A 24,166-nucleotide genomic window follows, 5' to 3' on the forward strand; every position below is an offset into this window, starting at 1 on the left:
CATCAGGCGGATTTCGCCGCGGCCATCTCCGGGAACAGGCCGGCCAGGCCTTCCTCGGATGCGGCGCAGATGCCGCGCTCGGTGATCAGGCCGGTCACCAGACGGTTCGGTGTCACGTCAAATGCCGGGTTGCCGCCTGGGGTTCCGTCCGGCGTCACTTGGACAACGCCGATTGCGCCGTCTTCGGTTTTGCCCTGAACATGGGTGACCTCACGCGCGCTGCGTTCCTCAATCGGGATTTCGGCAACACCGTTGGAAACGGTCCAGTCGATAGTCGGCGAGGGCAGGGCGACGTAGAAGGGCACACCGTTGTCCTTGGCGGCCAGCGCCTTCAGATAGGTGCCGATCTTGTTGCAGACGTCGCCGCGGCGGGTGGTGCGGTCGGTGCCGGTGATCACCAGATCAACCTGGCCATGCTGCATCAGGTGGCCGCCCGCGTTGTCGCTGATGTAGCTGTGGCTGATGCCGTGGCTGCCCAGCTCCCATGCGGTTAATGCGCCCTGGTTGCGCGGGCGGGTTTCGTCGACCCAGACATGAACAGGAATGCCGGCCTCATGCGCGTGATACATCGGGCTGGTGGCGGTGCCCCAATCCACGGTTGCCAGCCAGCCTGCGTTGCAGTGGGTCAGCAGCCGGACCGGTTCGCCCGCAGGCTTACCCGCAGCGATCTGCCGGATCAGTTCCAGCCCGTGCACACCGATGCAGCGGTTGATTTCTACGTCTTCATCGGCAATTTCATGTGCCAGCCGCAGGGCTGCGGCAGCGCGTTCCGGTTCCGCCAGCGGCCGCAGGTGGGTGCGGCAGCGGTCCAGCGCCCAACGCAGGTTGACCGCTGTTGGGCGGGTTGCGTTGAGGAAACTCCAAGCTTGGTCCATCGCTGTATCGGACGGATCCAGCCGCATCGCAAGCGCCATGCCGTAGGCGGCAGTTGCACCGATCAGGGGCGCGCCGCGGACCCGCATTTCAACAATGGCATCGGCAAATTCCTGCAGAGTCTCCACCGGCTGAATGCGAAATTCATGCGGCAGCCAGCGCTGGTCGATGATCTGCAGAGCGTCCTTCTCGTGATCCCACCACAGAGACCGGTAGTGCGTCCCATCAACTTTCATAAGGCTGTCTCCCTTGGGTTGCTGTGGCACTGCGCAAGCGGCCGGAAACGGCCAGCCATGCAAGGCCGGTGCGGTGATATCTGTGCGGCTACAGAAACATCAGCCTCAAGAGATTTCAATGGCCTGCGTTCTCAAGGTGTCACAAAGAACCGGCCGAAAACGTATCGCAGGATTTCACATCACCGGATTGGAACCCGCGTGCAAACCAAGCTTGCCTCTGTGCGCTGGTGCCATGGGAAAACGTATGCGGCTGCGGTACCTGCCCGGCATTGCGTTGCAGCGTATCATCGCCGATCTGCTTGGCTGCGTTCATCGCCTCTTCAATGTCGCCAGGTTCCAGCGTGCCCAGGGCGTCCTGTGCATAGCGGGCCCAGATCCCGGAAAAGCAATCGGCCTGCAGTTCTGTGCGGACAGAAATCGCATTGGACTCCACGTCGCTCACGCGGGCCCGCACGCGCTGCGTTTCGCCCAGGATGCCAAGCTCGTTCTGGACATGATGGGCGACCTCATGGGCAACGACATAAGCTGCTGCGAAATCCCCCCGTGCGCCCAGCCGTTGGCTGAGTGTGGTGAAGAACGAGGTGTCGAGATAGACCTTTTCATCCAGCGGGCAATAGAACGGGCCGGTGGCTCCGTTTGCCCCGCCGCAAGGCGATTGTGTGACGCCTTTGTACAGCACAAGAACTGCCGGGCTGTAGCGGCGTCCGAGCTGCTGCTCAAAAATGGAGGTCCAGACCTCTTCGGTATCGGCGAGGGCAACGCTGACGAATTCCGCGGCTTCCTGGTCGGCTGCTGTGATTGGGGCAGGGCTGCTGCTGTGCGGTGCGGAGCCTTGCAGCAGCGGCGTCAGGTCCACCCCGAAAAAGGCACCCGCGACCACGACCAGCAGAAGCCCGGCGCCGCCTATGCCCGCGGTTCTGCCTGTCATTCGGCGGCCCTGCCGGTCCTCGATGTTCCGGCTTCCCCGCCGTCCTCTCCAACGCATGACAGTCTCCTTGCTTGCAAGCCAGAGGGTTTTGCTGAGTTAAAGTAATGGCCCGTCCCGGGTTATCAAATGACGTGAACCGGATGTGACTGAACGGCAGGCTCCATATTTTTAACGCCTTTCGGCGCCCTGTGGTTCCGTTACGGAACAAGCGGTCGTGCCGGGCCGGCAGCGACGGAAGTTTGCGGTCGAGGCGTGTGCAGCTTGCAGATGTGCGCTGGGAAGGTATTCAATAGGGTAACGATTTGGATACAGGGCGGCAGACCGGGAATGCGGCTGCGCTGAATTTTCTGTTTAATTGAAAGGCTCAAGAATGACGTGTTTCTGGAACAGGGGCCTGACCGGCCGGACCGGGCTGGCATTTATTACTGCTGTAAGCTTGACTGCCGCAGGCTCAGCTCTGGCACAGCAGCAAGGGACCGCGCCCAAAGTGTCGGTCTCCGAGGCGGTAATCAAACCGATCAAAGACACCGCAACCTTCATCGGTAGGGGCGAGGCAATCGACAAGGCTGACATCATGGCCCGGGTCAACGGCTACCTGGAGGAGGTCCTGGTCAAGGATGGTGCCGAGGTCGAGAAAGGCGATGTTCTGTTCCGGATTGAACGCAGCGCCTATGAGGCTGTGCTGGAGAGTCGCCGGGCGGAGCTGGCGCAGGCAGAGGCCAATTTGGAGCTGGCCTCGCTGGATTTGGCGCGAAAGCAGGAACTGTTCGAGCGAGGTTCGGTTCCGGAAGCGGACCGGGATACCGCTCGCGCAAATGAACTGGTGGCCGAAGCGCAGGTGAGAGCCGCAGCAGCAGCGATCCAGCAGGCAGAGCTGGATCTGAGCTACACTGAAATCCATGCACCGTTTTCCGGCCGCGTAGGGCGTGTCGAGGTTAGCATCGGGGATGTGGTCAGCCCCAGCGGATCGCCGCTGGTGAATATTGTGCGTGAAGCACCAGTTTATGTGTCCTTCTCGCTGAACGAAAAACAATTCGTAGAAATCCTGCAGGAGCTGGAAGCCGAGGGCATCGATCGCGGCAACACAGAAACCGCGCCAGAAGTTTTTGTCGTTCTGCCAAATGGTGCTGAGCTGGAGGAAAAGGGACGCATTGCCTTTGCAGGCAACCGGGTGGATCCGGCAACCGGGGCCGTTACTGTCCGGGCGGAATTCAAGAACGACAACCGCCTCATTCTGGACGGTGCCTTTTTGACCGTCGGGCTACAGTCGCAAGAGGCCGTCGACCGGATTGTTATCAGCCAGGCAGCGATCCAGCGCGACCAGCAGGGGCCGTTTGTTCTGGTTGTGGATGAAAATAACCAAGTGCAGCAGCGCTATATTGCAACCGGCGACGTGCAAGGCACTGGAATTATTGTGCTGGACGGGCTGACCAAAGGCGAGAGCGTGGTGGTCGAAGGCCTGCAAAAGATCCGTCCCGGTGTTGAGGTGGATCCGGTCATGGCAGCACAGGCTGGAGAATAAGCAATGTTCTCTTCAACTTTCATCTCAAGGCCGAAGTTCGCGATCGTCATTTCCCTTGTGCTGACGGTCATGGGCGTCATCGGCTATTTCGCACTGCCGGTTGCGCAGTTCCCGGAAATCACGCCGCCGGTGGTGAATGTCACCGCCACATACACCGGGGCCAATGCGGAAACCGTTGAAAAAAGCGTCGCCGCGCCGATCGAAGCGCAGGTCAATGGCGTGGACGGCATGCTCTACATGTCCTCAACCTCAGCTGACAACGGCAGCTATTCGCTGGCGGTAACCTTCGAGGTCGGAACCGATCCCGATATCGCGTCGGTCAACGTGCAGAACCGGGTGGCACAGGCCACTGCTTCGCTTCCTGCTGAGGTCAACGCCAATGGGGTTGTCACTCAGAAAAGCTCCTCCAACATGCTGCTGGTGACGGCGCTGACATCACCCAACGGGTCCTATGACAGCGTCTTCCTGTCAAACTATGCCGCTATCAACATCAAGGATGCGCTGGCGCGTGTGAACGGCGTCGGCAAGGCGGATATCCTGACCAATTTCGAATACGCCATGCGGGTCTGGCTGGACCCGAACAAGATGGCAGGCCTGGGCATTTCGCCGGGTGATGTGGTCAGCGCAGTGCAGGAGCAGAACATTGAGGTGTCGGCAGGGCAGGTGGGGGCGCCACCAGTTCCAGGCGATCAGGTGTTCCAGTACACGATCAAGTCCAAGGGCCGGCTGACTGAGGTCAGCGAGTTCGAAGATATCGTCATTCGAACTGGCGACGGCGGCAGCACCGTGCGGCTGAGGGATATTGCCAAGGTGGAACTGGGCGCTTCGAACTACAGCTCTTCGGGCTTCTTTGACGGTGTCCCGGCCACCATTCTGGCGGTCTACCAGGCTCCGGGCGCCAACGCGCTTGCGGTGTCGGAGAATGTGCTTGCGGAAATGGAACGCCTGTCTGCGGATTTCCCCGAGGACGTTTCTTACGCGGTGCCATTCAACACCACAGATTTCGTCGAACAATCACTGAACGATGTGATTTCCACCCTGATGATGACCTTCGTGCTGGTGATTTCGGTTGTTTTCATCTTCCTGGGGTCGTTCCGCGCCACGATCATTCCGGCCGTGGCGATTCCGGTTTCCCTGATCGGCACCTTTGCCTTCTTGCTGGCGCTTGGCATGTCGCTCAACACCATCTCGCTGTTTGCGCTGGTGCTGGCGATCGGCATCGTGGTGGATGACGCCATCGTGGTGGTTGAGAACGTCGAGCGCATCATTGCCGAGGAAGGGCTGTCACCGCCTGATGCGACCCGCAAAGCGATGGGGCAGATCACCGGCCCGGTTATCGCAACCACGCTGGTGCTGCTGGCGGTGTTTGTGCCGGTCACCTTCATGCCCGGGATCACCGGCAAGCTCTATTCGCAATTTGCTGTGACGATCTCCGTTGCTGTGGTGATTTCCTCGGTCAATGCGCTCACCTTGTCGCCGGCACTTTGCGCCATTGTGCTCAAACCCCGTTCGGGCCCGCCCAAGGGTCTGCTGGCGATGTTTGAGAATGCAATCGGCGGGGTGCGCAGCGGGTACCTCAGCATCGTGACCCGGCTGCTGCGGCTGCCTGTGATCGGGCTGGCAATCATCGCTGCGGTGGCCTTGGGAACCGGCGCGGTCTTCAATTCGACCTCCAAGGGTTTTCTGCCGGCTGAGGACAACGGCTATCTGTTTGTTGATGTTCAGCTGCCTGATGCGGCGGCGCTGGGGCGGACAGAGACGGTGACGCGCCGGATCGACGAGCTGATCCGGGATATCCCTGGCGTGCAAGGCACCGTGCTTGTGAACGGTTTCAGCCTGCTGAACGGCGCCAGCGCCAATGGTGCGATGATTATCGCCAACTTGTCGCCTTGGGATGAACGGCAAGACGAGACGCTGCAGCCCAACGCAATACTCGGCCAGATCTATGGCATTGCCAACAGCGAGGCCGCGGCCAGTATCGTTGCCTTCAACCCGCCGCCGATTTCCGGCCTGGGCATGTCGGCCGGTGTCGAAATGGCGGTGCAGCAGACCGCAGGCGGTACCCCGCAAGACCTGGCGCAATCGGTCGGCTCGCTGGTTTATTCAGCCAACCAACGGCCTGAGATTGCCCAGTCCTACACCACCTTCCGGGCCAATGTGCCCCAGGTGTTCGTCGATCTGGACCGGGAAAAGGCCAAGACGCTGAACGTGCCGATTGCTGAGGTGTTCCAAACCATGCAGGCGCATCTGGGCTCCTACTACGTCAACGACTTCAACCTGTTTGGCCGCGTCTACAAGGTGATGCTGCAAGCAGAGGGGTCCTACCGCGACAAGATCGAGGATATCGGCGGCCTGTATGTTCGGGCTCAGTCGGGTGAGATGGTGCCGCTGTCGACTTTGATCGACGTAGAGAACGTACTCGGGCCGGTGCTTCTGAAGCGGCACAACATCTTCCGCTCAGCGACCGTTACCGCGGTTCCGGCACCGGGGTTGTCAACTGGCGACGCGATCCGGGTGATGCAGGAGGAGGCCGCTACCGCGCTGCCGCCGGGATATGCTTTTGAGTGGACCGGTACCGCACAGCAGCAGTTGGACTCGGCTGGGCTGGTGACAGTGATCCTGGCGATGGCGGTGCTGTTCGGCTACTTGTTCCTGGTTGGGCAATACGAAAGCTGGACGATGCCGGTTGCCATTCTGCTGTCGGTGATTGTTGCACTTTTCGGGGCCGTCGCTGCGGTGGCGATTGCTGGCAATGACATCAACCTCTACACCCAAATCGGGATGATCATGCTGATCGGCCTGGCCTCCAAAAACGCGATCCTGATAGTGGAGTTCGCTATGGAGCAGAGGGCCGCTGGCCTCAGCATCCGCGAAGCCGCGCATGAAGCAGCCAAGCAGCGCTTCCGCGCTGTCATGATGACTGCATTGTCCTTCCTGCTGGGCGTGGTGCCGCTGCTGATTGCATCGGGTGCCGGCGCTGCCAGCCAGAAGGCAATCGGCATTGCCGTGTTTGGTGGCATGCTGGCGGCGACTGTTGTCGGCGTGATTGTTGTGCCTGTGCTTTACGCGATGATGCAAGCCATGCGTGAGCGTATCAAAGGTGAGTCCCAAACCAGCGCGGCCGAGTAACCAAAATATCCCCGGCTGCCGTCAGGTAGCCGGGGCGCCATCTCAGATTTTCACAGATCAAAGAAGTGTCAGGCTGCTTGCCGCGCTCTCAGGCCGCGCTCATGCGCTTCGGCGAGAATCAACTCCCATTTGCGAGGCGTGCACCGGAATTCGGGCTCCACATCACACGTCAGCGGGGCGCTGATTTCTCGGGGTAGCCGACGGGCCTGGGCGGAAACGCATCGTTCCAAAGCCCAAAAGTCCGTCAGGGACGGATTGCTGAAAATTACTTGGCTCAGCAGCATAGCTGCAAGCTCCCTGTCAATTGCTGGTAACGGCCCCGGCGTTTCTTAAACCGTGGCTCAAATTTTTTTATGGGCTGTTTCATAGCCAACTTGCTGCGGTTTGTCACCGGTTGATTTTACGTGCGGGTAAAGCAGCAGGAAACTTCAGCATAAGCGATTTTAAGTCTTCGGGTTCAATGGGAGGCAATTAAGAATCGCGCTCAACTGATCTTTCACTGCAAGAAAAAACTTTGCGCTTTGACCGTGATGAAGCGCCATGCGTTTGCGGGGAAAAATCTCTAACTAGCGTCAATAAGGGGAAAAAAGGAGCCAAAGAGGGTGCGTCAATAAATAGCAGTCTTGACTTGCGACGGTGGCAGTGGAACCCTTCTGCGCGTGCAAAATAATCCGCACACAGCTTGCTTTGCGAGCCAGAACAAACGGCTGTGGGACGACCGCAGAATTGTATTTCAGGCGGACGCGAACAAGCTGCAATTCATAAGACAAGTGGGAGAGACTTGATCATGAAACACACCAAGCTGGCTATCGGTGCATTGGTGGCGGCGTCCTTTTCGGCGCCTGCAGCATTTGCTCAGGAATACATCACCATCGGCACCGGCGGCGTGACCGGCGTCTACTACCCGACCGGCGGCGCCATCTGCCGTCTGGTGAACAAGGGCCGCAAGGAGCACGGCTTCAAGTGCGCCGTCGAATCCACTGGTGGCTCGGTCTACAACATCAACACAATCCGCGAGGGCGAGCTGCAGTTCGGCGTAGCCCAATCCGACTGGCAGTATCATGCCTACAACGGGTCCTCCAAGTTCGAGGAAGCGGGTCCCTTCGAAGGTCTGCGCGCGGTGTTCTCCGTGCATCCGGAACCCTTCACCGTTGTTGCCCGTGCAGATGCAGGCATCTCCACCTTTGACGACCTCAAGGGCAAGCGCGTCAACATCGGCAACCCGGGCTCCGGCCAGCGCGGCACCATGGAAGTTCTGATGGAAGCCAAGGGCTGGGGCATGGAAGATTTCGCCCTGGCAACTGAGCTGAAAGCGGCAGAACAGTCCGCAGCGCTGTGCGACAATCAGATCGACGCGATGATCTACACCGTTGGCCACCCGTCCGGTTCCATCCAGGAAGCCACCACCGCCTGTGACTCGGTTCTGGTGACCGTGGACGGCGAAGCCGTGGAAAAACTGGTGGGCGACAACTCCTTCTACCGTACCGCCACCATCCCGGGCGGCATGTACCGCGGGTCCGACAATGACACCAACACCTTTGGTGTCGGTGCGACCTTCGTGACTTCCGCCGACGTGTCTGAGGATGCGGTTTATGCAGTGGTGAGCTCTGTCTTCGAAAACTTTGAAGCCTTCCAGAAGCTGCATCCGGCGTTTGCCAACCTGAAGCCGGAAGAGATGATCGCGGACGGCCTGTCGGCGCCGCTGCATCCGGGCGCAGAGAAGTACTACAAAGAAAAAGGCTGGATCGAATAATCCGCCAGACAACAGGAACGGGGCGCATCAAGCGCCCCGTTTTTGCCTGAGGCCAAAGGCCCGGGCTTGACTATTCCGGCCCCGGAAAACGGCGGCCGCAGGGGAGATTATCCATGACATCCGATGCTCAGGGAAATCGGCCGCTCAGCGAAGAAGAGCTTCAGGAACTGGTCGCGTCCTCCGACGCCGGCGCCCGCAACCCGGTGGGAAGCGTGGGGCTGTTCCTGGCAATCGTCGCCGTTATCTGGTCCGTGTTCCAAGTCATCCTGGCCTCGCCGGTGGCCAACCTGCTGCTGCCTGGCAGCGTGGTGAACAACTCACGCCAAATCCATTTGGCCTTTGCTATTTTCCTGGCCTACGCGGCCTATCCTGCGCTGAAATCCAGCCCGCGGAATTACATCCCGGTCCAGGATTGGATTTTCGCATTGGCCGGAACTGCAATCGCGATGTACGGCTATATTTTCTATCAGAAAATCGTTGATTCCGGCGGCCTTGCCGACGACATGGACAAGTGGTTTGCCCTCGCTGGCCTGATCCTGCTGTTCGAAGCCGCCCGCCGCGCGCTTGGTCCGGCAATGGCGATCATCGCGACGATCTTCCTGGCCTATGTATTCTTCGGCTCTTCCGAGTACGTCCCGGAAGTCATTCGCTGGAAGGGCGCTAGCCTGAAAAAGGCAATGAGTCATATGTGGATCACCTCCGAAGGCGTGTTCGGAATTGCGTTGGGTGTCTCCACCAAATTCGTCTTCCTCTTTGTGCTGTTCGGCGCGCTGCTGGATAAGGCGGGCGCCGGCAACTACTTCATCAAGATGGCCTTTGGCGCACTTGGCCACCTGCGCGGCGGCCCGGCCAAGGCGGCTGTTGTGGGATCTGCCGCAACCGGCCTGATCTCCGGCTCGTCCATCGCCAACGTGGTCACCACCGGCACTTTCACCATCCCGCTGATGAAGCGGGTGGGCTTCACCTCTGAGCAGGCAGGCTCGGTCGAGGTTGCATCCTCTGTGAACGGCCAGATCATGCCGCCGGTGATGGGGGCTGCGGCCTTCCTGATGGTAGAATACGTGGGCATCTCCTATGTCGAGGTGATCACCCATGCCTTCCTGCCAGCCGCAATTTCCTACATCGCGCTGGTCTATATCGTACATCTGGAAGCGGTGAAGCGGAACATGCCGACGCTGGGCAACCGCGTCGTCTCCATGGGCCGCACAATCGGCGGCATGGCCCTGTTCTTCGCGGGCTTTGCGGCGCTGTGCTATGGCGTTCAGTATCCGGTGAAGTGGATTGTTTCTGCGATGCCGGGCGCCTCCGGTCTTACCCTGTCTGCGCTTGTTGTCGCCGCTTATATTGCCCTGCTGTGGCTGGCCTCCGGCGTTGATGATCTGGTGCCGGATGACCCAAATGCGCAAGAGGTGGAACTGCCGGTTGTCGCCGAGATCTACAAGGCAGGGTTGCATTACCTGCTGCCGATCATCGTGCTGGTCTACTTCCTGATGATTGAGCAGAAGTCGCCTGGGTTGTCGGCCTTCTGGGCCACCGCACTGCTGTTTGTGATCCTTCTGACCCAGAAGCCGCTCAAGGCGATCTTCCGCGGCCAAAGCAACATGGCAAACGCCTTTGTCGAAGGGGTTCATGATCTCTGGAACGGCCTGATCGACGGTGCCCGCAACATGATTGGCATTGCGCTGGCAACCGCCACCGCAGGCGTGATCGTAGGCACCGTGACGCTGACTGGTGTGGGACAGGTGATGGCTGATCTGGTCGAGTTCGTATCTGGCGGCAATCTGATCCTGATGCTGGTGATGGTCGGCCTCTTGTCCCTTGTTCTGGGTATGGGCCTGCCTACCACCGCAAACTACATCGTCGTTAGCTCGCTGATGGCCGGTGTGGTGGTGGAACTGGGCGCGCAGTCCGGCCTGATCGTGCCGCTGATCGCCGTGCACCTGTTTGTGTTCTACTTCGGGATCATGGCCGATGTGACACCGCCTGTGGGGCTTGCCAGCTTTGCGGCGGCGGCCGTGTCGGGCGGCGATGCGATCCGCACCGGTTTTACCGCTTTCTTCTACAGCTTGCGGACCGTGGCACTGCCGTTTGTGTTCATCTTCAATACAGATCTGCTGCTGATTGATGTGAACTGGATGCAAGGCATACTCGTTGCCATATCAGCCACTATCGCCATCCTGGTCTTTACTGCTGGCACCATGGGCTATTTCGTCAGCCGCAACCGGATTTATGAAAGCATCCTGCTGATCTTTGCAGCCTTTGCGCTGTTCAGGCCGGACTTCTTCATGGACCGGGTGATGCCGCCCTATGCGCAGGTGCCGCCGGCCCAGCTGGCGCAAGCGTTGAGTGACGTGGAACCGGGAGCAGAGCTGCGGATCACCGTGGAGGGGCCTGATTTCGATACCTCTGAAATCAAGAGCACCACGATGATCATGACTGCTGATGGTTCGGACGGGCAGGCGGCGGTGGATGCCTATGGCCTGCTGCTGCTGGAGGAGCACAGTGTGGTCAAGGTAGAGGAGCCGATGTTCGGCACCCCGGCAGCGCCAAACCTGGAAAGCTTTGATTTCTACGCCGACGAGCCGGTGCAGATCGTAGCGATCCAGGCGCCTGCCAGCCAGTTGCCGAAGGAGCTGATGTTCCTGCCGGCGCTGCTGCTGGTGGCGCTGGTTGCCCTGATGCAGCGCGGCCGCGCGCGTGAAGAGGAAGGAGTAACAGCATGAACAAACCCGTTCTTTGCGCTCTGGAGCTGAACGATCAGAATCTGGACGAAAAGGTCCTGTCCCAGGCTGCCCGACTGGCCGAACTGGACGGGGCCCAGCTGGATGTTGTCAACGTGCTGCCTGACTTTGGCGAGAGCTGGGTCTCGGGCTTTTTCGAGGAGCATCACCACGAAAAGGCGGTCAAGGACACCACGCAACGGCTGACCGACCTGTGCGATAGCGTTCTGGGTAAGGAGCGTAATGCCAAGGTCCGCCATCTGGTGGCGACCGGGACGGCTTATCAGGAGATTCTGAAGGTCGCGGAAACTGCAGGCAGCGGGCTGATCGTGATCGGCGCGCATAAGCCGGATCTGAAGGATTACCTGCTTGGGCCAAACGCGGCCCGGGTGATCCGCCACTCGGACTGTTCGGTCTTTGTGGTCCGTTGAACCAGATAAGGGCGCCTGCGGGCGCCCTTACTCATAACCCGTCATCTCAAGGTAGCCCTTGCCGCTGTGGCTGCCTGTCACCGTGACCGGACCTTCCCAATAGGAAAACGAGGCACCCATCCAGCTTTGCGGATTAAGCGCTTGTACTTCAACGGAAACCCTCTTGGCAGGTAGGCTTACTTGCCAGCGTGTGGGAATCTCTCGCCCCTTAACATGGCTGGTTTTCAAGGGGGTCGCCTGAAATGATCCCGGTGTCAGCGGCTCAGCCGTGCCGTCAGCAGAAATCCAAGTGCCGGATGTAAAATCGCGGGTTTCGCTGCGCAGAACAAACCCCATCAACTTCTCACCGTTGCCAAAGCTGAGCGAGAACCAGTCCCAGCCGCTTTGATCTTCTGCCAGCGGCTGACTTGACCATTCCCGGTCCAGCCAGCCATGGCCTGTGATCTTCACAGGTCCGTCGGGCAGCTCAATTGTGCCAGAGACCTGGTAGTGGGGCTGGGAATAGTAATGACTCGCCTGTCCGCTGGCGGATTTGACCGAGTACCCGTGATCTCCATGCAGGATCAGCGGCCCGTCAGCGCTAAGAGCCAGATCGTAGGAAAAATTCCGCCCGTCAGCAGAAAGAGAAATCTTTTCAATCGTTTCATCGGAGGAGCGCATCACCCAGTTATCGATCCAGGCTTCAAAAGGCATAGATTGAACACCTGCCTGACCCACGCCGCCACGGGCAATGCGTTCCGCAAATAAATGCTGATCCTCGCTGGTCACTGCGGCGTGCGCCATCCAGATTTGCGGACTTTGCCAGCTTTCCGCCTCGCCAGGAGCCAAGGCTGATCTGAACAGCGTCCACTGGATGCCGTAGTCGGCTCCATCTTCCCCCATAAGGTTTGCGGTCAAGTACCACCACTCAATACGAAAGTCCGGGTGGGGGCCGTGATCGAGAGGAAATTCCAACCGGGTTTCCTGTTGCGGAAAGGCAAAACCCTCCGCGACTGTTCCCAGCCCGGCATAACCCTGCGGCAAAGCAGACGTGGCCCAGACGCAAATCAGCGCAGACAAGGCAATCCTAGCGTTCATTGGTAAATACCCTGAGCAGTTCCGCCGGATCGATCCGGCTGAGCCGCCGGGCTGGCAGTGCTGCGGCAATCACTGCAGCGAGAAGCGCCAGCAGGAACAGTCGCAGCCAATCCAGAGGAAACAGATACATCGGCAGCTTCCAGCCAAAAGCTTCTACATTAATAACCGACAGGAGGGCCCAGGCCAGCACCAGTCCCAGCGGCAGGGCCAGGACTGCTGTGAAAGCCGCCAGAATCAGGCTGCGCAGGATTTCCGCAGAAGCCAGCTGACGGCGGGTGAGCCCCATCGCCCAGACCGGCGCGAGCTGCGGCAGGCGCTGGTTCCAAAGGGTTAGCAGGCTGGTCAGAAGCGCAAATCCTGCCACTCCAAGCGTCAACAAGTTCAGCGCAGCGGTGATCACAAAGGTCCTGTCGAACACGGCGAGTGACCGGGCTTTTGCAGTGGCCTGATCGGTGATGTTTTTTCTTGGGATATCAAATTCTTCCCGAATTGAGTTGATCAGTCCAGAGATGTCATGCGAAGCAACGCGCAGTCCGAATTGGCGGTTGGGAATGTCTGGTGCATGCTCCAGAAGAGATGGCATGGAAACCATTGCCTGCCCGTGGGGATTGCCATAATCGGAGTAAACCCCGGCGATGGGCAGCTGCCATCCCGGTTCAAGTTCAAAGCGGTCGCCTGGGGCCAGCCCATGGCGGCGCGCAAGCTGTTCGTTGACCAGCACGGCCTGCCCGCTGACAGCCTGATCCCATACGTCCGGCAGCGCGTCCAGCAGCGGCCAGTTGCTGCGGTAGGCAGTATCGTCTTCAAATCCGTAAATGCGTAAGGGCGCCCCTTTGAAACGGGTGTCATGGTAACGGCGTGACAAAGCTTTGATGCCCTGCGCATCCAGCCACCTCGCCAGTTCAGTACCCTGAACATCACTTGCGGTGGTGACGTAGACCTCTGCAAACAAGCGCTGATCCAACCAGCCAGTGAAGGTTAAACGAAAACTGGATACCATGGTGCCAACGCCAATGTTTGCAGCCAGCGCCAGCAGAAGTGCCATCAGAGCCAGTGACATACCGGGCAGCTGCGCCCGGGTGTCCGCCCATAACCATTCAGCAAAGGGGCGCTTCGCTAAACGCGCCCCAAGCGATAGCCCGGTTGAAATCAGCAGCGGTAGCAGCAACGCGGCGCCTAGCATGAGGGCGCCAAGAAATGCAAAACCGGAAATAAGCCCTTGAAACATTGTGAGTATCAATACGCCACCGGCGATTGAAGCCACTCCGCACACAGCTCCGGCCAAGTGCGAACGGCGGGCATTCTGACCTCGGGCATGAGTTGCGGGGGCTGCTAGCAACGGCATACGCCAAAGCGCAAAGAGGGATTGCGCACCAGCCAGGAATGTGCCGCCAAGTGTCATTGCCAAACCTGAAAGAACCCAGCCCGGACGCAGGGAGAGGCTGCCATCCACCGGCGCGCCATACAGCCCGGCCAGGGTGGCATTGACGCCGGGCAGCAATACGGCTGCCACCAGATAGCCGCCTGCAAGCCCGGCAATGCCCGCGGCCAGCGCGAGGAAGGCCAGTTCCGCAGCAATAAGGCCGGACACGAGCCGCATCGGTACTCCAAGGCTTCGCAGCGTCCGGATCATACCGCGACGCTGTTCAAGGCTCAGCGCGATGGTGCCCTGGACGATGAACAGGCCAACGGCAAAGGACAGCAGGCCGAAGGCGGTGAGGTTCAGATGGAAACTGTCCGTCAGCCGCGCCGTCTCCGAGGCAGCTGTGCTGGCAGGGACCAGAGTCAAGCCGGGCGCCAGGTCGCTCAGAGGTTTCAGCCCCTGGGCCTGGTCCGGTAGAACCAACAGGTAGCTCAGGCTGTCGGGGCGCCGCAGCAGCCGGCTGGCAAGGCTGAGATCCGCTAAGGCCACTCCTGGCGGCAAAGCCTCCGTTTCAGTGACCGGGTGGACATTCTGAGATGCGGCCAAATGCACTGCCGTTTCGGGGTGTGCAAAAATTCGTCCGGGCGGCAGCAATGCCTCCAGCGGAGAAACAGCCTCTGCTTCCGCGGCCTTGGTTAGGGCCGGGGCCAGCGGGTGCTGCAGAAGATCAACTCCCATGATATCAAAGTTTTGCCGCTCAAACCTAATAACGCCTTCCAGTACCGGGGCCAGCTGCCAACCGGAACGGCGCAGGCTGGCGTAGCGGGCAACGGAGATGGTTCCAGATTCAGGGATCAGCCGGGCGACACCCGCGGTGCCAAGCTGTTCCGCTGCCCGGGCGTAGCTCGCGCGGGCTTCGGCGTTGATGGCTTGGACTGCCGACCATAAGCCAGCCGCAAGCGCCAGGCCAGCGATCAGGGTTGCCAGCTGCAGCGGATGGCGCCGCCAATGTGACAGAATGGCCAGAAACGCCGCGGCTGTCATTTGGCCATGCCGTGGTGCAGATGCAGACGCCGGTCCAGCAACTGCGCGATGGCTGCAGAATGGGTGACAAGAAACAGTGCGGTGCCGCTTTCGCGCACCAGGTCCAGCATCAGTTCCATTACGGCGGCACTGGCGGCTTCATCCAGATTGCCGGTCGGTTCATCCGCCAGCAGCAGCCTGGGCCGCACAGCAAGAGCGCGGGCGATGGCCACACGCTGCTGCTGTCCGCCGGACAATTGCTCAGGATAGCGTTCCAGAAGACCGGACAGGCCCAGGCGGTCTGTCAGCCGCATCCCCCAGCCCTCGTCCCACGTGCCACCCAGCCGGGCGTGCAGCGCGATATTCTTTCCGGTGTCAAGTGAAGGTATCAGATTAAATTGCTGAAAAACAAGAGAAACATCGTTCCGGCGCAGCGCCGCCCGCTGGCTGTCGCTCAGCCCGGACAGGCGGGTTCCGGCAATTTCAATCTCTCCGCTGTCGAACTGATCCAGCGCCCCTGCCAGATGCAGAAGGGTGCTTTTGCCGGAGCCGCTTTCCCCGGTCAAAGCCAGGCTGCTGCCCGCTGCCAGATCCAATGACACGCCGCGCAGCACAGCTGTTTCCTCCGTTTGTCCCGGATAGCATTTGGTTACATTGCGGATTGTCAGAACCATATGCGGCAACCTCTGCATCTTGGGCCTTCACATGCTGCTAAGGCACTCAATACCCTAGCACCAAGGATGTCCAGACCGCTGCTCGTGCCGCGCGGTCAGCGCTTCAGGCTGGTATGATGCAATTGCCAATTGCGGGCAGGATTTCTATGGTGCGGCCAAGGGTTGCCAAAGCGAATTCACAACAGGAGGTCCGGCGTGACGCTGTGGAACCAGCTACTGTGGGGATCAATCTACCTCAGCACTTGCCTGATCCTGGAAATCACCATACTGGTCTGGTGCGCCTCGGTTCTGAACCGGTTGTCCAGCCGGTTTTCCAAACCCTACCGGCCCTGGCAATTGGGTCTTATGCTCGTTGTGGCGATATTCATCATTCTTGGCAGCCACACCGCTCAGGTTTGGATCTGGTCCGCGGCCTTTGTCATGGTTGGCGCGATCGAGGATTGGAATACGTCCGTCTATTTTTCGCTGGTGACCTATACCACGCTGGGCTACGGCGATGTGGTTCTGGGCCCGGCGCTCAGGATTTTTGCTGCCCTTGCTGCGGTTACAGGGCTGTTCGGCTTCGGCATAAGCACCGCCTTCCTTGTCAGCGCAATGGGGCGGCTGTTTTCCTTTAATGGGCAACACACTGGCGGCAGGGATTAAAGCACCGGTGCCAGCAGGCGGGCCATCGGGGCCAGCAGGCGGATCCGCTGATTTTGCTGGCCGAGTCCAACGGCGAGTTCCTTTGCATTCCGAAAGTCCTTGGCAAGCATGTTTGCAACCTTGCCGGCCGTCTCTTGATCGAAAAACAAGGCCATGGTTTCAAAATTCAGCCGGAAAGACCGGTTGTCCAGATTTGCGGTTCCGATTCCGGCAATGGTGTCGTCGACGACAAAACACTTTTGATGCATGAAACCGCCCTGATAGCGCAGGATGCGGACACCGGCTTCGCGAAGTTCATCAAAAAATGCAAAGCTGGCAAGCCACGGCAGATGGTGATCGATGGTCTCCGGCAGCAGCACCCTGACATCGATGCCTCGCAGACCAGCGTGTTTCAGAGCTGCAAAAACGTCTTGGTCAGGAACAAAATACGGGGACGCCAGCCACACTCTGCGCTGCGCCGCAGTGATGGCAGAAAAATAGAGCATTGAACCGTTTCCGGTCGTGTCTCCGGGGCCGGTGGAGGCGATCAGCGCGGGCAGATTCTGAGGCGACGGCTCGGGTTCCCAGTTGAGAAGATCCAGGATCGGCTCCTGGGTGCGCCAGTGCCAATCTTCGGCAAAGGACAGTTGAAGCTGCAGCACCACAGGCCCAACCAGCCGTACATGCGTATCCCGCCACGGACCAAACTCCGGGTTCTGTCCCAGATATTCATTCCCGACGTTCAGCCCTCCGGTAAAACCTGTGTGACCGTCCACAATCACAGTTTTCCGGTGATTGCGGAAATTAATCCGTAACCGGTGCCAGGGACCGCGCTGAACCGCTGGATCAATCATGTTTATGCCAGCAGCCACCAGCGCGTGTTTGTAGTCCTGGGACAGCTTGCGGCTGCCAATGCTGTCCGTCATGAACCAGACCGTTACGCCACGCTCTGCTGCGGCGATCAGCCGGGACTGCAATTGCATTCCTAGGTTATCGGCGCGCAGTATGTAATACTGGAGAAGGATGTAGTCTTGCGCATTTTCAATGGCTTCGAAGATTGTTTTGAAAGTCTCGGTGCCGTTGACCAGGAGATCCACCCCATTTCCGCGGCAAATGTTCTGACCTGCGATCGCCTCAAACGGCGCTGTGTTGACGGCCAGTGCTGATGCATCCTTTGATTGGGCGCTGGTGTAGTTCCGCTTTGGGATGACGGCCTGTTCCGCGGCCTCGCGGGCTGTCCAGTATCCTTTGAACCGGTGGTGTCCAAAGATCATGTAAGCGGGCAGGGCAAGGACCGGCGCAGCCAGCAGGAAAACAACCCAGCCAATGGCTCCTTGAGGTGTCCGCGCGGTGCGCGCCGCACTGAGCGCAGCCAGGCCGGCAGCCGTCCAGGTTGCAGCAAGTACAGCGGTGCTGAGAACAATCCAGAACATTGCGGGCTCCAAAAACTGTCGATGTGTCAGACTAATACTGAACCTGGCTTGCCGCCATACCCGGACGGGGCAGCACTTAGGTTGTCACGGAACAGACCACGCATTGCGGCTGGCGTTTGCCCTGAAGTTGTGGGACGTTACCGGTATGCCGATCCTTCCGCCAATCCGCATGTGGCCAGCCGCCTTGATGACCGCCGCCGGCCGGTTCAACAGAAAAAACGGCTGGGTGATGAGCAGCCACATCGCGATGTCGATGATGCTGGCGCTGTTTCCTTTTGTGCTGTTCACCGTCGCGCTTGCGGGCACGGTTGCGGGCCTGCTGTCACAGGAGGTTGAGGTGGAGGCGATGACGGAACAGGTGTTCAGCGTTTGGCCTGATGCGGTGGCCCGGCCCATTTTGACTGAACTTAAGGCGGTACTGCGGACATCAAACACCCAATTGGTCACTCTGGGCGGATTGTTCGCGCTGTATTTTGCCTCAAACGGGGTTGATGCCGTTCGCACGGCCATGGTCCAAGCTTATCACGATAAGGATACCCGGCCTTACTGGCGGTCGCGGGCACTGTGCATCGCACTGGTTATTCTTGGCGGGGCTGGCATTCTGGCGGTCACCGTATTCGAAGTCATCATGCCCCTGTATGTTCGCCACATTACCAAACTCCTGCCTTTTGCGACCGTGCCGCAAGGCTGGGAGCAGGGGTTAAGAGGGCTTCTGGCCCTGGCGCTACCAGCAGGCGCGGTGCTGGCATTTCATGTGCTGCTGCCGGGGCGGGTGCACCGAATCCGGCGAATCTTGCCGGGTGCGATCCTGACATTGCTGCTTTGGCTGATCTGCGGCAGCGGCTTTGCCATCTATGTTGGGTCTTTTGCCCAATACTCTGCCACCTACGCGGGCCTTGCAGGCGCCATGGCAGCGATGATCTTTCTGTATCTGAACGCTGCCATTCTGATCCTAGGCGCGGAATTCAATGGCGCCCTGATTGACATGGCAAACAGCATGGGCCGGACATAGCGCCTGCGGCTTCGTTGCAACTGTTTCCATTTATTCAACAATAAGGCAGCTTCGCCACAATTGCGCCCCGATCTCAGCCCGATCGGCCTCTAGAACTGCAGAAAAGCAGCGGAACCAGAAGGGGCCATCATGACAAAACTGCAAAACAAACTGCGCCGCATGCGTCTGTTTGAGCTGATGCGGCAGCGCGGGATAGGCAGCAATGCCGGCTGCAAGCTGCGGGTGTCCCGCCTGACTGATGAAGAAGGCGAAGAGGCCATTCTGCTGCGCACCTTGGCCGCGCGGTCGCTGACCACGCCTCATAATCGCCGGGTCTGACCCGGTTCAGCCGCGGAAACCCGTGGCCACCACAAATTTCTCAGAGCTGTCCGACCGCGAGGAGGGCGGCTTGATGTTCATCACTTTGGTGAATTTCTGTTTCAGAAGCTTTTGCAGTTCGCCCTCGGCGCCACCAGCCAGAACCTTGGCGACAAAGGTGCCGCCTTCCTCCAGCACGTCAAAGGCAAAATAGGCCGCGGTTTCACAGAGAGAAATGATCCGCAAATGGTCGGTCTGCTTGTGGCCGGAACTGGCAGCCGCCATGTCTGACATTACCACGTCGGCCTTTCCGCCCAGCCATTCCTTGACCTGCTCGTCAGCTCCGTCATCCATGAAATCGAGCTGATGGAACTCAGCACCTGCCAGTGGCTCGACCTCTTGCAGGTCGATACCAATGATGCGGCCGACGGCCTTGCCTTGTTTCTCACCCAGCGAATTGATCCGCTTCACTGCCACCTGTGCCCAGCCTCCCGGTGCGCAGCCCAGGTCGACAACCCGGGCGCCATTCACCAGGAAACGGTACTTGTCGTCCAGTTCCATGATCTTGTAGGCTGCACGCCCGCGGTAGCCTTCGGCCTGGGCGCGTTTCACATAGGGGTCGTTCAGCTGCCGCTGCAGCCAGCGGGTTGAGCTGAGCTTGCGCCCGCGCGCTGTCTTCACATTGACCTTCAGATCCCGCTGCCCGCGGCCGGAAGTGTTTTTACCAGTGGGGGTCTTTGCCATGTGCGTTTTCTCCGACAGTGAGGGCTGCAGATAACCTCTTGGCCCGTCTGGATCAAGGCGATGCTTTTTTCTTGGATAGCGCAAGTTCCTGCCATGGGGCGGATACACCGAATATCAGGTATCCTAGAAGGTTTGCAGCCTTGCCCCAAAAACTAATCTTCACGACCGGCTCGGGCGGGTCTTCGTCTATGGTGTCTTCGGTGGCCAATGACGTCAGATGACCACACTGAATTGCGTGAAGATACTCCGAAGCCTCCGCTGCATTTTCAGACGGAACCCTGATAGGAACCCCGCCAAACGCCAGGCTGTGATGCGGTAGCAGAGTAATTGTGTTGAGCCCTGGGCAAAATACCCGGAAACCCGCAGCCTCCAGTGCAGAAACCGCCACTGAGACGGTGCTTAGCCGGTAAGCTATGGCGATGGTCGAATACATGTAAGACGCCCTGAAACTTCTGTTGAGCGGTTAGTAAGGGCCGTCCTCCAGAACACCATCTGCGCTCATCTGCGCATAAAGCAGGCCTTCGCGCAGGCCGCGGTCGGCGACGGACAGCCGGTCGGTTGGCCAGCAACGCAGCAACGCCTGAAGGATTGCCGAGCCGGACATAATCAGGGCTTGCCGGTCCTCGCCGATGCGGGGGTCGCGGCGGCGGCCTTGAGGGCCGAGCTCCAAATACCCCCGGATCACCTTGTCAATCTGATCGCTGGTCATCCGCAGCCCGTCCACCTTTGTCCGGTCATAGCGTTTGAGACCCAGATGCGAGGCTGCAACCGTAGTTACCGTGCCGGAGGTGCCGACGATCTGGAAGCCGGCGCGTGCCTGCTCATCTTTGTAGGGGGCGAAATCGGCGAGGTTTTCTTCAAAGAACCAGCTCATGAGGGCAAACCGCGCAGCATCGTCCTCCACATCGTTGAACTGGTCGCGCAGCGTGGCGACACCCAGCGGGACTGAAATCCAGTCCACCACTTTGGCGGCGGGGAAGGGGCCCTCAGCCGGGCGGAACCCGTTGTGCAGCCGCATGATGGCTGCCGGGCGGTCGCGCCGCGGCACTGAGGAGACGTCGATCCAAACCAGCTCGGTCGAGCCGCCGCCGATATCAACAACCAAGAGTTGTTCGGTCTTGGTGGAGACCAGCGGCGCGCAGGAGATAACGGCCAGACGCGCTTCTTCCTCCGGCTGAATGATTTCCAGCGTCAGGCCGGTTTCCCGCTTTACCTGGCGGATGAAATCGCGTGCGTTCTTGGCCCGGCGGCAGGCTTCGGTCGCCACCAGCCGCATCCGTTTGACCTTGTTGCGTTTAAGTTTCTGCTGGCAGATCCGCAGCGCCTGGATGGTACGCGCCATCGAGGACCGCGACAGCCGTCCGGTCCGCTCCAGCCCGGCGCCGAGCTGCACCGACTTGGAGAAACTGTCAACCACATGGATACCGCTGCCCTTGGGCTGGGCGATCAGCATGCGGCAGCTATTTGTACCCAGATCCAGCGCTGCGTAGAGCGCATCAGGATCGGGACGGGCCGGTGCAGGGGTCTCAACCGCTTTGGGAAACGCGCCCGCACCTTTCGAGCGCCTGGGCGCCATGATTCACGCCCTCCGATTATCGTGTTAAGAATGACAATAGGTGCGCAAATGCGGCGGCGCAAGCGCCGTGCGGCCAGAAGTGAAGCAATTTCCGCCGCTTCCCGGAAATCTCATAATCCACATGAATATTTTGGCGGTTCCAGGCTGTGGCATTCACAGGTGCACAAAGCTAGTGTCGCGGCAGCAAAACGTCGCTCAATCCCATCGTGTTGTCGAAAATCGACCAACCTGCGGCGCGCCACCGCACTAGATAGTGGTCTATCCAGGCTAGGAGGAAAGCAAGGCATGCCCGACGTTACGATCGTATACTGGCGCGATATCCCCGCGCAGGTCATCGTTGGCAAAGGCCGCCGCGGCGCCAAGCGTCAGCTCGAAGAACGGTTCGAGCAGGCAATTGACCGCGCAGCCATGAAGGTGAACGCGAAAGACGCGGACGCTTATCTGGCTGAATGGCGCAAGGCTGCTCCTTTCTCTGCTGAGGGCGAGGCCGCTGAGGTTGCCGAAGCCGAGGCCAAGCGCTTGGAGACTGAGTATGATCAGGACCGCTTGAAGGCGCTGATCGCGAATGACGGATGGGCATGACCCGCAGACCACTTTGGGAGGCCGTGATGGCTTTGCTGAACTTTAAAAAACGCGACTCTGGCGCAGGCCAATCCGCTACCCCTGAGATGGAGGCCTTCCTGAAAGGGTATTCCATCGAGGTGATGCCCCGTACCGCTGCCAAGGTGGAAGACTTCCGCGACCTGCTGCCCGCCGGCACCCGTGTCTACATCGCGCACATCGAAGGCACCCCGATCGAGGATATGGTCGAGACCGCCAAGCGCATTGCTGGCGAAGGCTACGATGTGATGCCGCACTTCCCGGCGCGGATCATCAAGGACAAAGCAACCCTGGGTGACTGGATCAACCGCTATCAGGGTGAAGCCGGCGTCAAGCAAGGCCTGATCCTGGCAGGCGGCGTTGCCAAGCCGCACGGCGAATTCGACAGCTCGATGCAGCTTTTGGAAACCGGCCTGTTTGACCAGGCGGGTTTCACCAACCTGCACGTTGCTGGCCACCCGGAACCCAACCTGGATATCGACCCCAACGGCGGCCGCGCCAACACCTACGCGGCGCTGGACTGGAAACAGGAATTCTCCAAGCGCACCGATGCACAGATGGCGCTGGCGACCCAGTTCTGCTTCGAGGCGCAGCCGGTGATCGACTGGGTGAACGAGCTGAACGAGCGCGGCATGAACCTGCCGGTCCACATCGGTATCGCTGGTCCGGCCAAGCTGCAGACCATGATCAAATTCGCCATCGCCTGCGGTGTCGGTCCGTCGCTGAAAGTTCTGCAGAAGCGTGCCAAGGACGTTTCCAAGCTGCTGCTGCCGCACGAGCCGGGTGAGGTTCTGGCGGATCTGGCGGCGCACAAGGCGGCCAACCCCGACTTTGCAATCGAGAAGGTTCACTTCTTCCCGCTGGGCGGCATCAAGACCAATGCCACCTGGGCCATCAACAACGGCGGCGATTCCGCCAAGCCGGTTAACTCCTAAGGATCCACAATGACCCGTACAGTCGTAGAATCAAAAACAAAAACCGCGGTCCTGGGCTTTGATGAGCCGTTCTGTGTGATTGGTGAGCGCATCAACCCGACCGGCCGCAAGAAACTGGCGGCCGAGCTGGAAGCCGGCGATTTCTCCACCGTTGAAAAAGACGCCGTGGCTCAGGTTCTGGCCGGTGCCACCGTTCTCGATATCAACGCGGGCGTGGTTTACAACTCCAACCCGAACCCGAACGAGACCGAGCCGCCGCTGATGCGGAAGATCGTTGAACTGGTTCAAGGGCTGGTCGACGTGCCGCTGTGTATCGACTCCTCGGTTCCCGGCGCGCTCGAGGCCGGTCTGGAAATCTGCGAAGGCCGTCCGCTGCTGAACTCGGTCACAGGCGAAGAAGAGCGTCTGGAGCAGATCCTGCCGCTGGTCAAGAAGTACAACGTGCCGGTTGTGGCGATCTCCAACGACGACACCGGCATCTCGGAAGATCCCGATGTGCGTTTTGCTGTCGCTAAGAAAATCGTCGAGCGTGCTGCTGATTTCGGCATCCCGGCGCATGACATCGTGGTTGACCCGCTGGTGATGCCGGTTGGCGCCATGGCGACTGCAGGTCTGCAGGTGTTTGCCCTGGTCCGCCGTCTGCGCGAAGAACTGGGTGTGAACACCACTTGCGGTGCGTCCAACATCTCCTTCGGCCTGCCGAACCGTCACGGGATCAACAACGCTTTCCTGCCGATGGCAATGGGTGCCGGCATGACCTCTGCGATCATGAACCCGGTGGCGCTGCCAGTGACACAGAAGGCTATTGCCGAGAAGAAAGCCGCTGTCGAAGCTGCTGGCATCATCCTGCCGGAAGCCATGGACGACGAGGCGTTTGTCACCATGTTCGGCCTGGGTTCCACCAAGCCGCGCGCCGGTAAGGAAATGGAGGCCATCCGCGCTGCCAACTTCCTGACCAACAACGACCCGCATGGCGGTGAGTGGATCAAATTCAACAAGGCGCCTGCTGCTGAGGGCGAAGAAGGCCGTGGCCGTGGCGGCCGCGCCGGCGGACGCCGCCGCCGCGCCTGATCCGAACTGGCAATTAAGCACGAAGGCCGGGCAGAAATGCCCGGTCTTTTTTGTTTTCGCGGTTGTAAGGCGAATGAAGCTGCACAAGCGGCTTGATGGTGCTTGGGTTTGCCGGAAACAGGAGGGTTAGACGCATCATACCGCA

Annotated in this window: 20 protein-coding genes; 11 read left to right on the forward strand and 9 right to left on the reverse strand. The window is 59.7% G+C overall.

Annotated features, from left to right (window positions below; all coding sequences use genetic code 11):
• Positions 1 to 2: 2 nt before the first annotated feature.
• On the reverse strand, positions 3 to 1,109 hold the full coding sequence (mtnA, locus tag GC1_RS02135; protein WP_019297829.1) for an S-methyl-5-thioribose-1-phosphate isomerase: 1,107 nt from the start codon (positions 1,107 to 1,109) through the stop codon (positions 3 to 5).
• 139 nt (positions 1,110 to 1,248) lie between these two features.
• Positions 1,249 to 2,094, reverse strand: coding sequence for a KPN_02809 family neutral zinc metallopeptidase (gene ypfJ / locus GC1_RS02140; protein WP_029204983.1), 846 nt, complete (start codon positions 2,092 to 2,094; stop codon positions 1,249 to 1,251).
• A 313-nt stretch (positions 2,095 to 2,407) separates the two neighbouring features.
• Between ypfJ and GC1_RS02145 the strand changes: the two genes are divergently transcribed.
• From GC1_RS02145 to GC1_RS02165, 5 genes are all read left to right on the forward strand, one after another.
• Complete coding sequence (locus GC1_RS02145) at positions 2,408 to 3,559, forward strand: efflux RND transporter periplasmic adaptor subunit (RefSeq protein ID WP_019297827.1); 1,152 nt, start codon at positions 2,408 to 2,410, stop codon at positions 3,557 to 3,559.
• Positions 3,560 to 3,562: 3 nt separating this feature from the next.
• Entirely contained in the window at positions 3,563 to 6,688 is a 3,126-nt protein-coding gene (locus tag GC1_RS02150; protein WP_019297826.1) for an efflux RND transporter permease subunit, read from the forward strand.
• Between the two features lie 787 nt (positions 6,689 to 7,475).
• Entirely contained in the window at positions 7,476 to 8,441 is a 966-nt protein-coding gene (locus GC1_RS02155) for a TAXI family TRAP transporter solute-binding subunit (protein WP_019297825.1), read from the forward strand.
• A gap of 113 nt (positions 8,442 to 8,554) precedes the next feature.
• Positions 8,555 to 11,164: a TRAP transporter permease gene (locus tag GC1_RS02160; protein ID WP_019297824.1), complete on the forward strand. Its 2,610-nt coding sequence runs from the start codon at positions 8,555 to 8,557 to the stop codon at positions 11,162 to 11,164.
• Positions 11,161 to 11,592 (forward strand): universal stress protein, encoded by a 432-nt coding sequence (locus GC1_RS02165; RefSeq protein ID WP_019297823.1) that lies wholly within the window; start codon positions 11,161 to 11,163, stop codon positions 11,590 to 11,592. The genes GC1_RS02160 and GC1_RS02165 overlap by 4 nt, the downstream gene beginning before the upstream one ends.
• A 27-nt stretch (positions 11,593 to 11,619) precedes the next feature.
• Here GC1_RS02165 and GC1_RS02170 read toward each other — a convergent pair whose 3' ends face one another.
• From GC1_RS02170 to GC1_RS02180, 3 genes are read right to left on the reverse strand one after another with little or no spacing between them, the layout of a single operon-like run.
• The gene (locus GC1_RS02170) at positions 11,620 to 12,669 is read right to left on the reverse strand and encodes a lipocalin-like domain-containing protein (RefSeq protein WP_019297822.1); all 1,050 of its coding nucleotides are present in this window, start codon (positions 12,667 to 12,669) and stop codon (positions 11,620 to 11,622) included.
• Entirely contained in the window at positions 12,659 to 15,076 is a 2,418-nt protein-coding gene (locus GC1_RS02175; protein ID WP_019297821.1) for an ABC transporter permease, read from the reverse strand. The genes GC1_RS02170 and GC1_RS02175 overlap by 11 nt, the downstream gene beginning before the upstream one ends.
• Positions 15,073 to 15,729: an ABC transporter ATP-binding protein gene (locus GC1_RS02180; RefSeq protein ID WP_019297820.1), complete on the reverse strand. Its 657-nt coding sequence runs from the start codon at positions 15,727 to 15,729 to the stop codon at positions 15,073 to 15,075. The genes GC1_RS02175 and GC1_RS02180 overlap by 4 nt, the downstream gene beginning before the upstream one ends.
• 195 nt (positions 15,730 to 15,924) lie before the next feature.
• Here GC1_RS02180 and GC1_RS02185 point away from each other — a divergent pair, with 195 nt between their 5' ends.
• Positions 15,925 to 16,374, forward strand: a complete 450-nt coding sequence (locus GC1_RS02185) for a potassium channel family protein (RefSeq protein ID WP_019297819.1) — start codon at positions 15,925 to 15,927, stop codon at positions 16,372 to 16,374.
• Here GC1_RS02185 and cls read toward each other — a convergent pair.
• A complete protein-coding gene (gene cls, locus GC1_RS02190; protein WP_019297818.1) occupies positions 16,371 to 17,786 on the reverse strand; it encodes a cardiolipin synthase in 1,416 nt (471 codons plus the stop codon). The genes GC1_RS02185 and cls overlap by 4 nt on opposite strands.
• A gap of 145 nt (positions 17,787 to 17,931) precedes the next feature.
• Here cls and GC1_RS02195 point away from each other — a divergent pair, with 145 nt between their 5' ends.
• Entirely contained in the window at positions 17,932 to 18,798 is an 867-nt protein-coding gene (locus GC1_RS02195) for a YihY/virulence factor BrkB family protein (protein WP_029204982.1), read from the forward strand.
• A gap of 129 nt (positions 18,799 to 18,927) precedes the next feature.
• A complete protein-coding gene (locus GC1_RS02200) occupies positions 18,928 to 19,116 on the forward strand; it encodes a hypothetical protein (RefSeq protein WP_019297816.1) in 189 nt (62 codons plus the stop codon).
• A 6-nt stretch (positions 19,117 to 19,122) separates the two neighbouring features.
• Here GC1_RS02200 and GC1_RS02205 read toward each other — a convergent pair whose 3' ends face one another.
• From GC1_RS02205 to GC1_RS02210, 3 genes are read right to left on the reverse strand one after another with little or no spacing between them, the layout of a single operon-like run.
• Positions 19,123 to 19,839, reverse strand: coding sequence for an RlmE family RNA methyltransferase (locus GC1_RS02205; protein ID WP_019297815.1), 717 nt, complete (start codon positions 19,837 to 19,839; stop codon positions 19,123 to 19,125).
• Positions 19,840 to 19,891: 52 nt separating this feature from the next.
• Complete coding sequence (locus GC1_RS22310; RefSeq protein WP_152612172.1) at positions 19,892 to 20,272, reverse strand: hypothetical protein; 381 nt, start codon at positions 20,270 to 20,272, stop codon at positions 19,892 to 19,894.
• Between the two features lie 30 nt (positions 20,273 to 20,302).
• Positions 20,303 to 21,415, reverse strand: a complete 1,113-nt coding sequence (locus GC1_RS02210) for a Ppx/GppA phosphatase family protein (RefSeq protein ID WP_019297814.1) — start codon at positions 21,413 to 21,415, stop codon at positions 20,303 to 20,305.
• Positions 21,416 to 21,700: 285 nt separating this feature from the next.
• Between GC1_RS02210 and GC1_RS02215 the strand changes: the two genes are divergently transcribed.
• From GC1_RS02215 to GC1_RS02225, 3 genes are read left to right on the forward strand one after another with little or no spacing between them, the layout of a single operon-like run.
• Positions 21,701 to 21,997: a virulence factor gene (locus GC1_RS02215; protein ID WP_019297813.1), complete on the forward strand. Its 297-nt coding sequence runs from the start codon at positions 21,701 to 21,703 to the stop codon at positions 21,995 to 21,997.
• A gap of 26 nt (positions 21,998 to 22,023) precedes the next feature.
• Positions 22,024 to 22,950 carry a methylenetetrahydrofolate reductase gene (locus GC1_RS02220; RefSeq protein WP_019297812.1) on the forward strand — a complete coding sequence of 309 codons (927 nt, stop codon included), beginning with the start codon at positions 22,024 to 22,026 and terminating at the stop codon, positions 22,948 to 22,950.
• 9 nt (positions 22,951 to 22,959) lie between these two features.
• Complete coding sequence (locus GC1_RS02225) at positions 22,960 to 24,021, forward strand: methyltetrahydrofolate cobalamin methyltransferase (RefSeq protein WP_019297811.1); 1,062 nt, start codon at positions 22,960 to 22,962, stop codon at positions 24,019 to 24,021.
• Positions 24,022 to 24,166: the final 145 nt, after the last annotated feature.

Source organism: Leisingera sp. ANG1 (assembly GCF_000203975.2).
Classification (GTDB): Bacteria; Pseudomonadota; Alphaproteobacteria; order Rhodobacterales; family Rhodobacteraceae; genus Leisingera.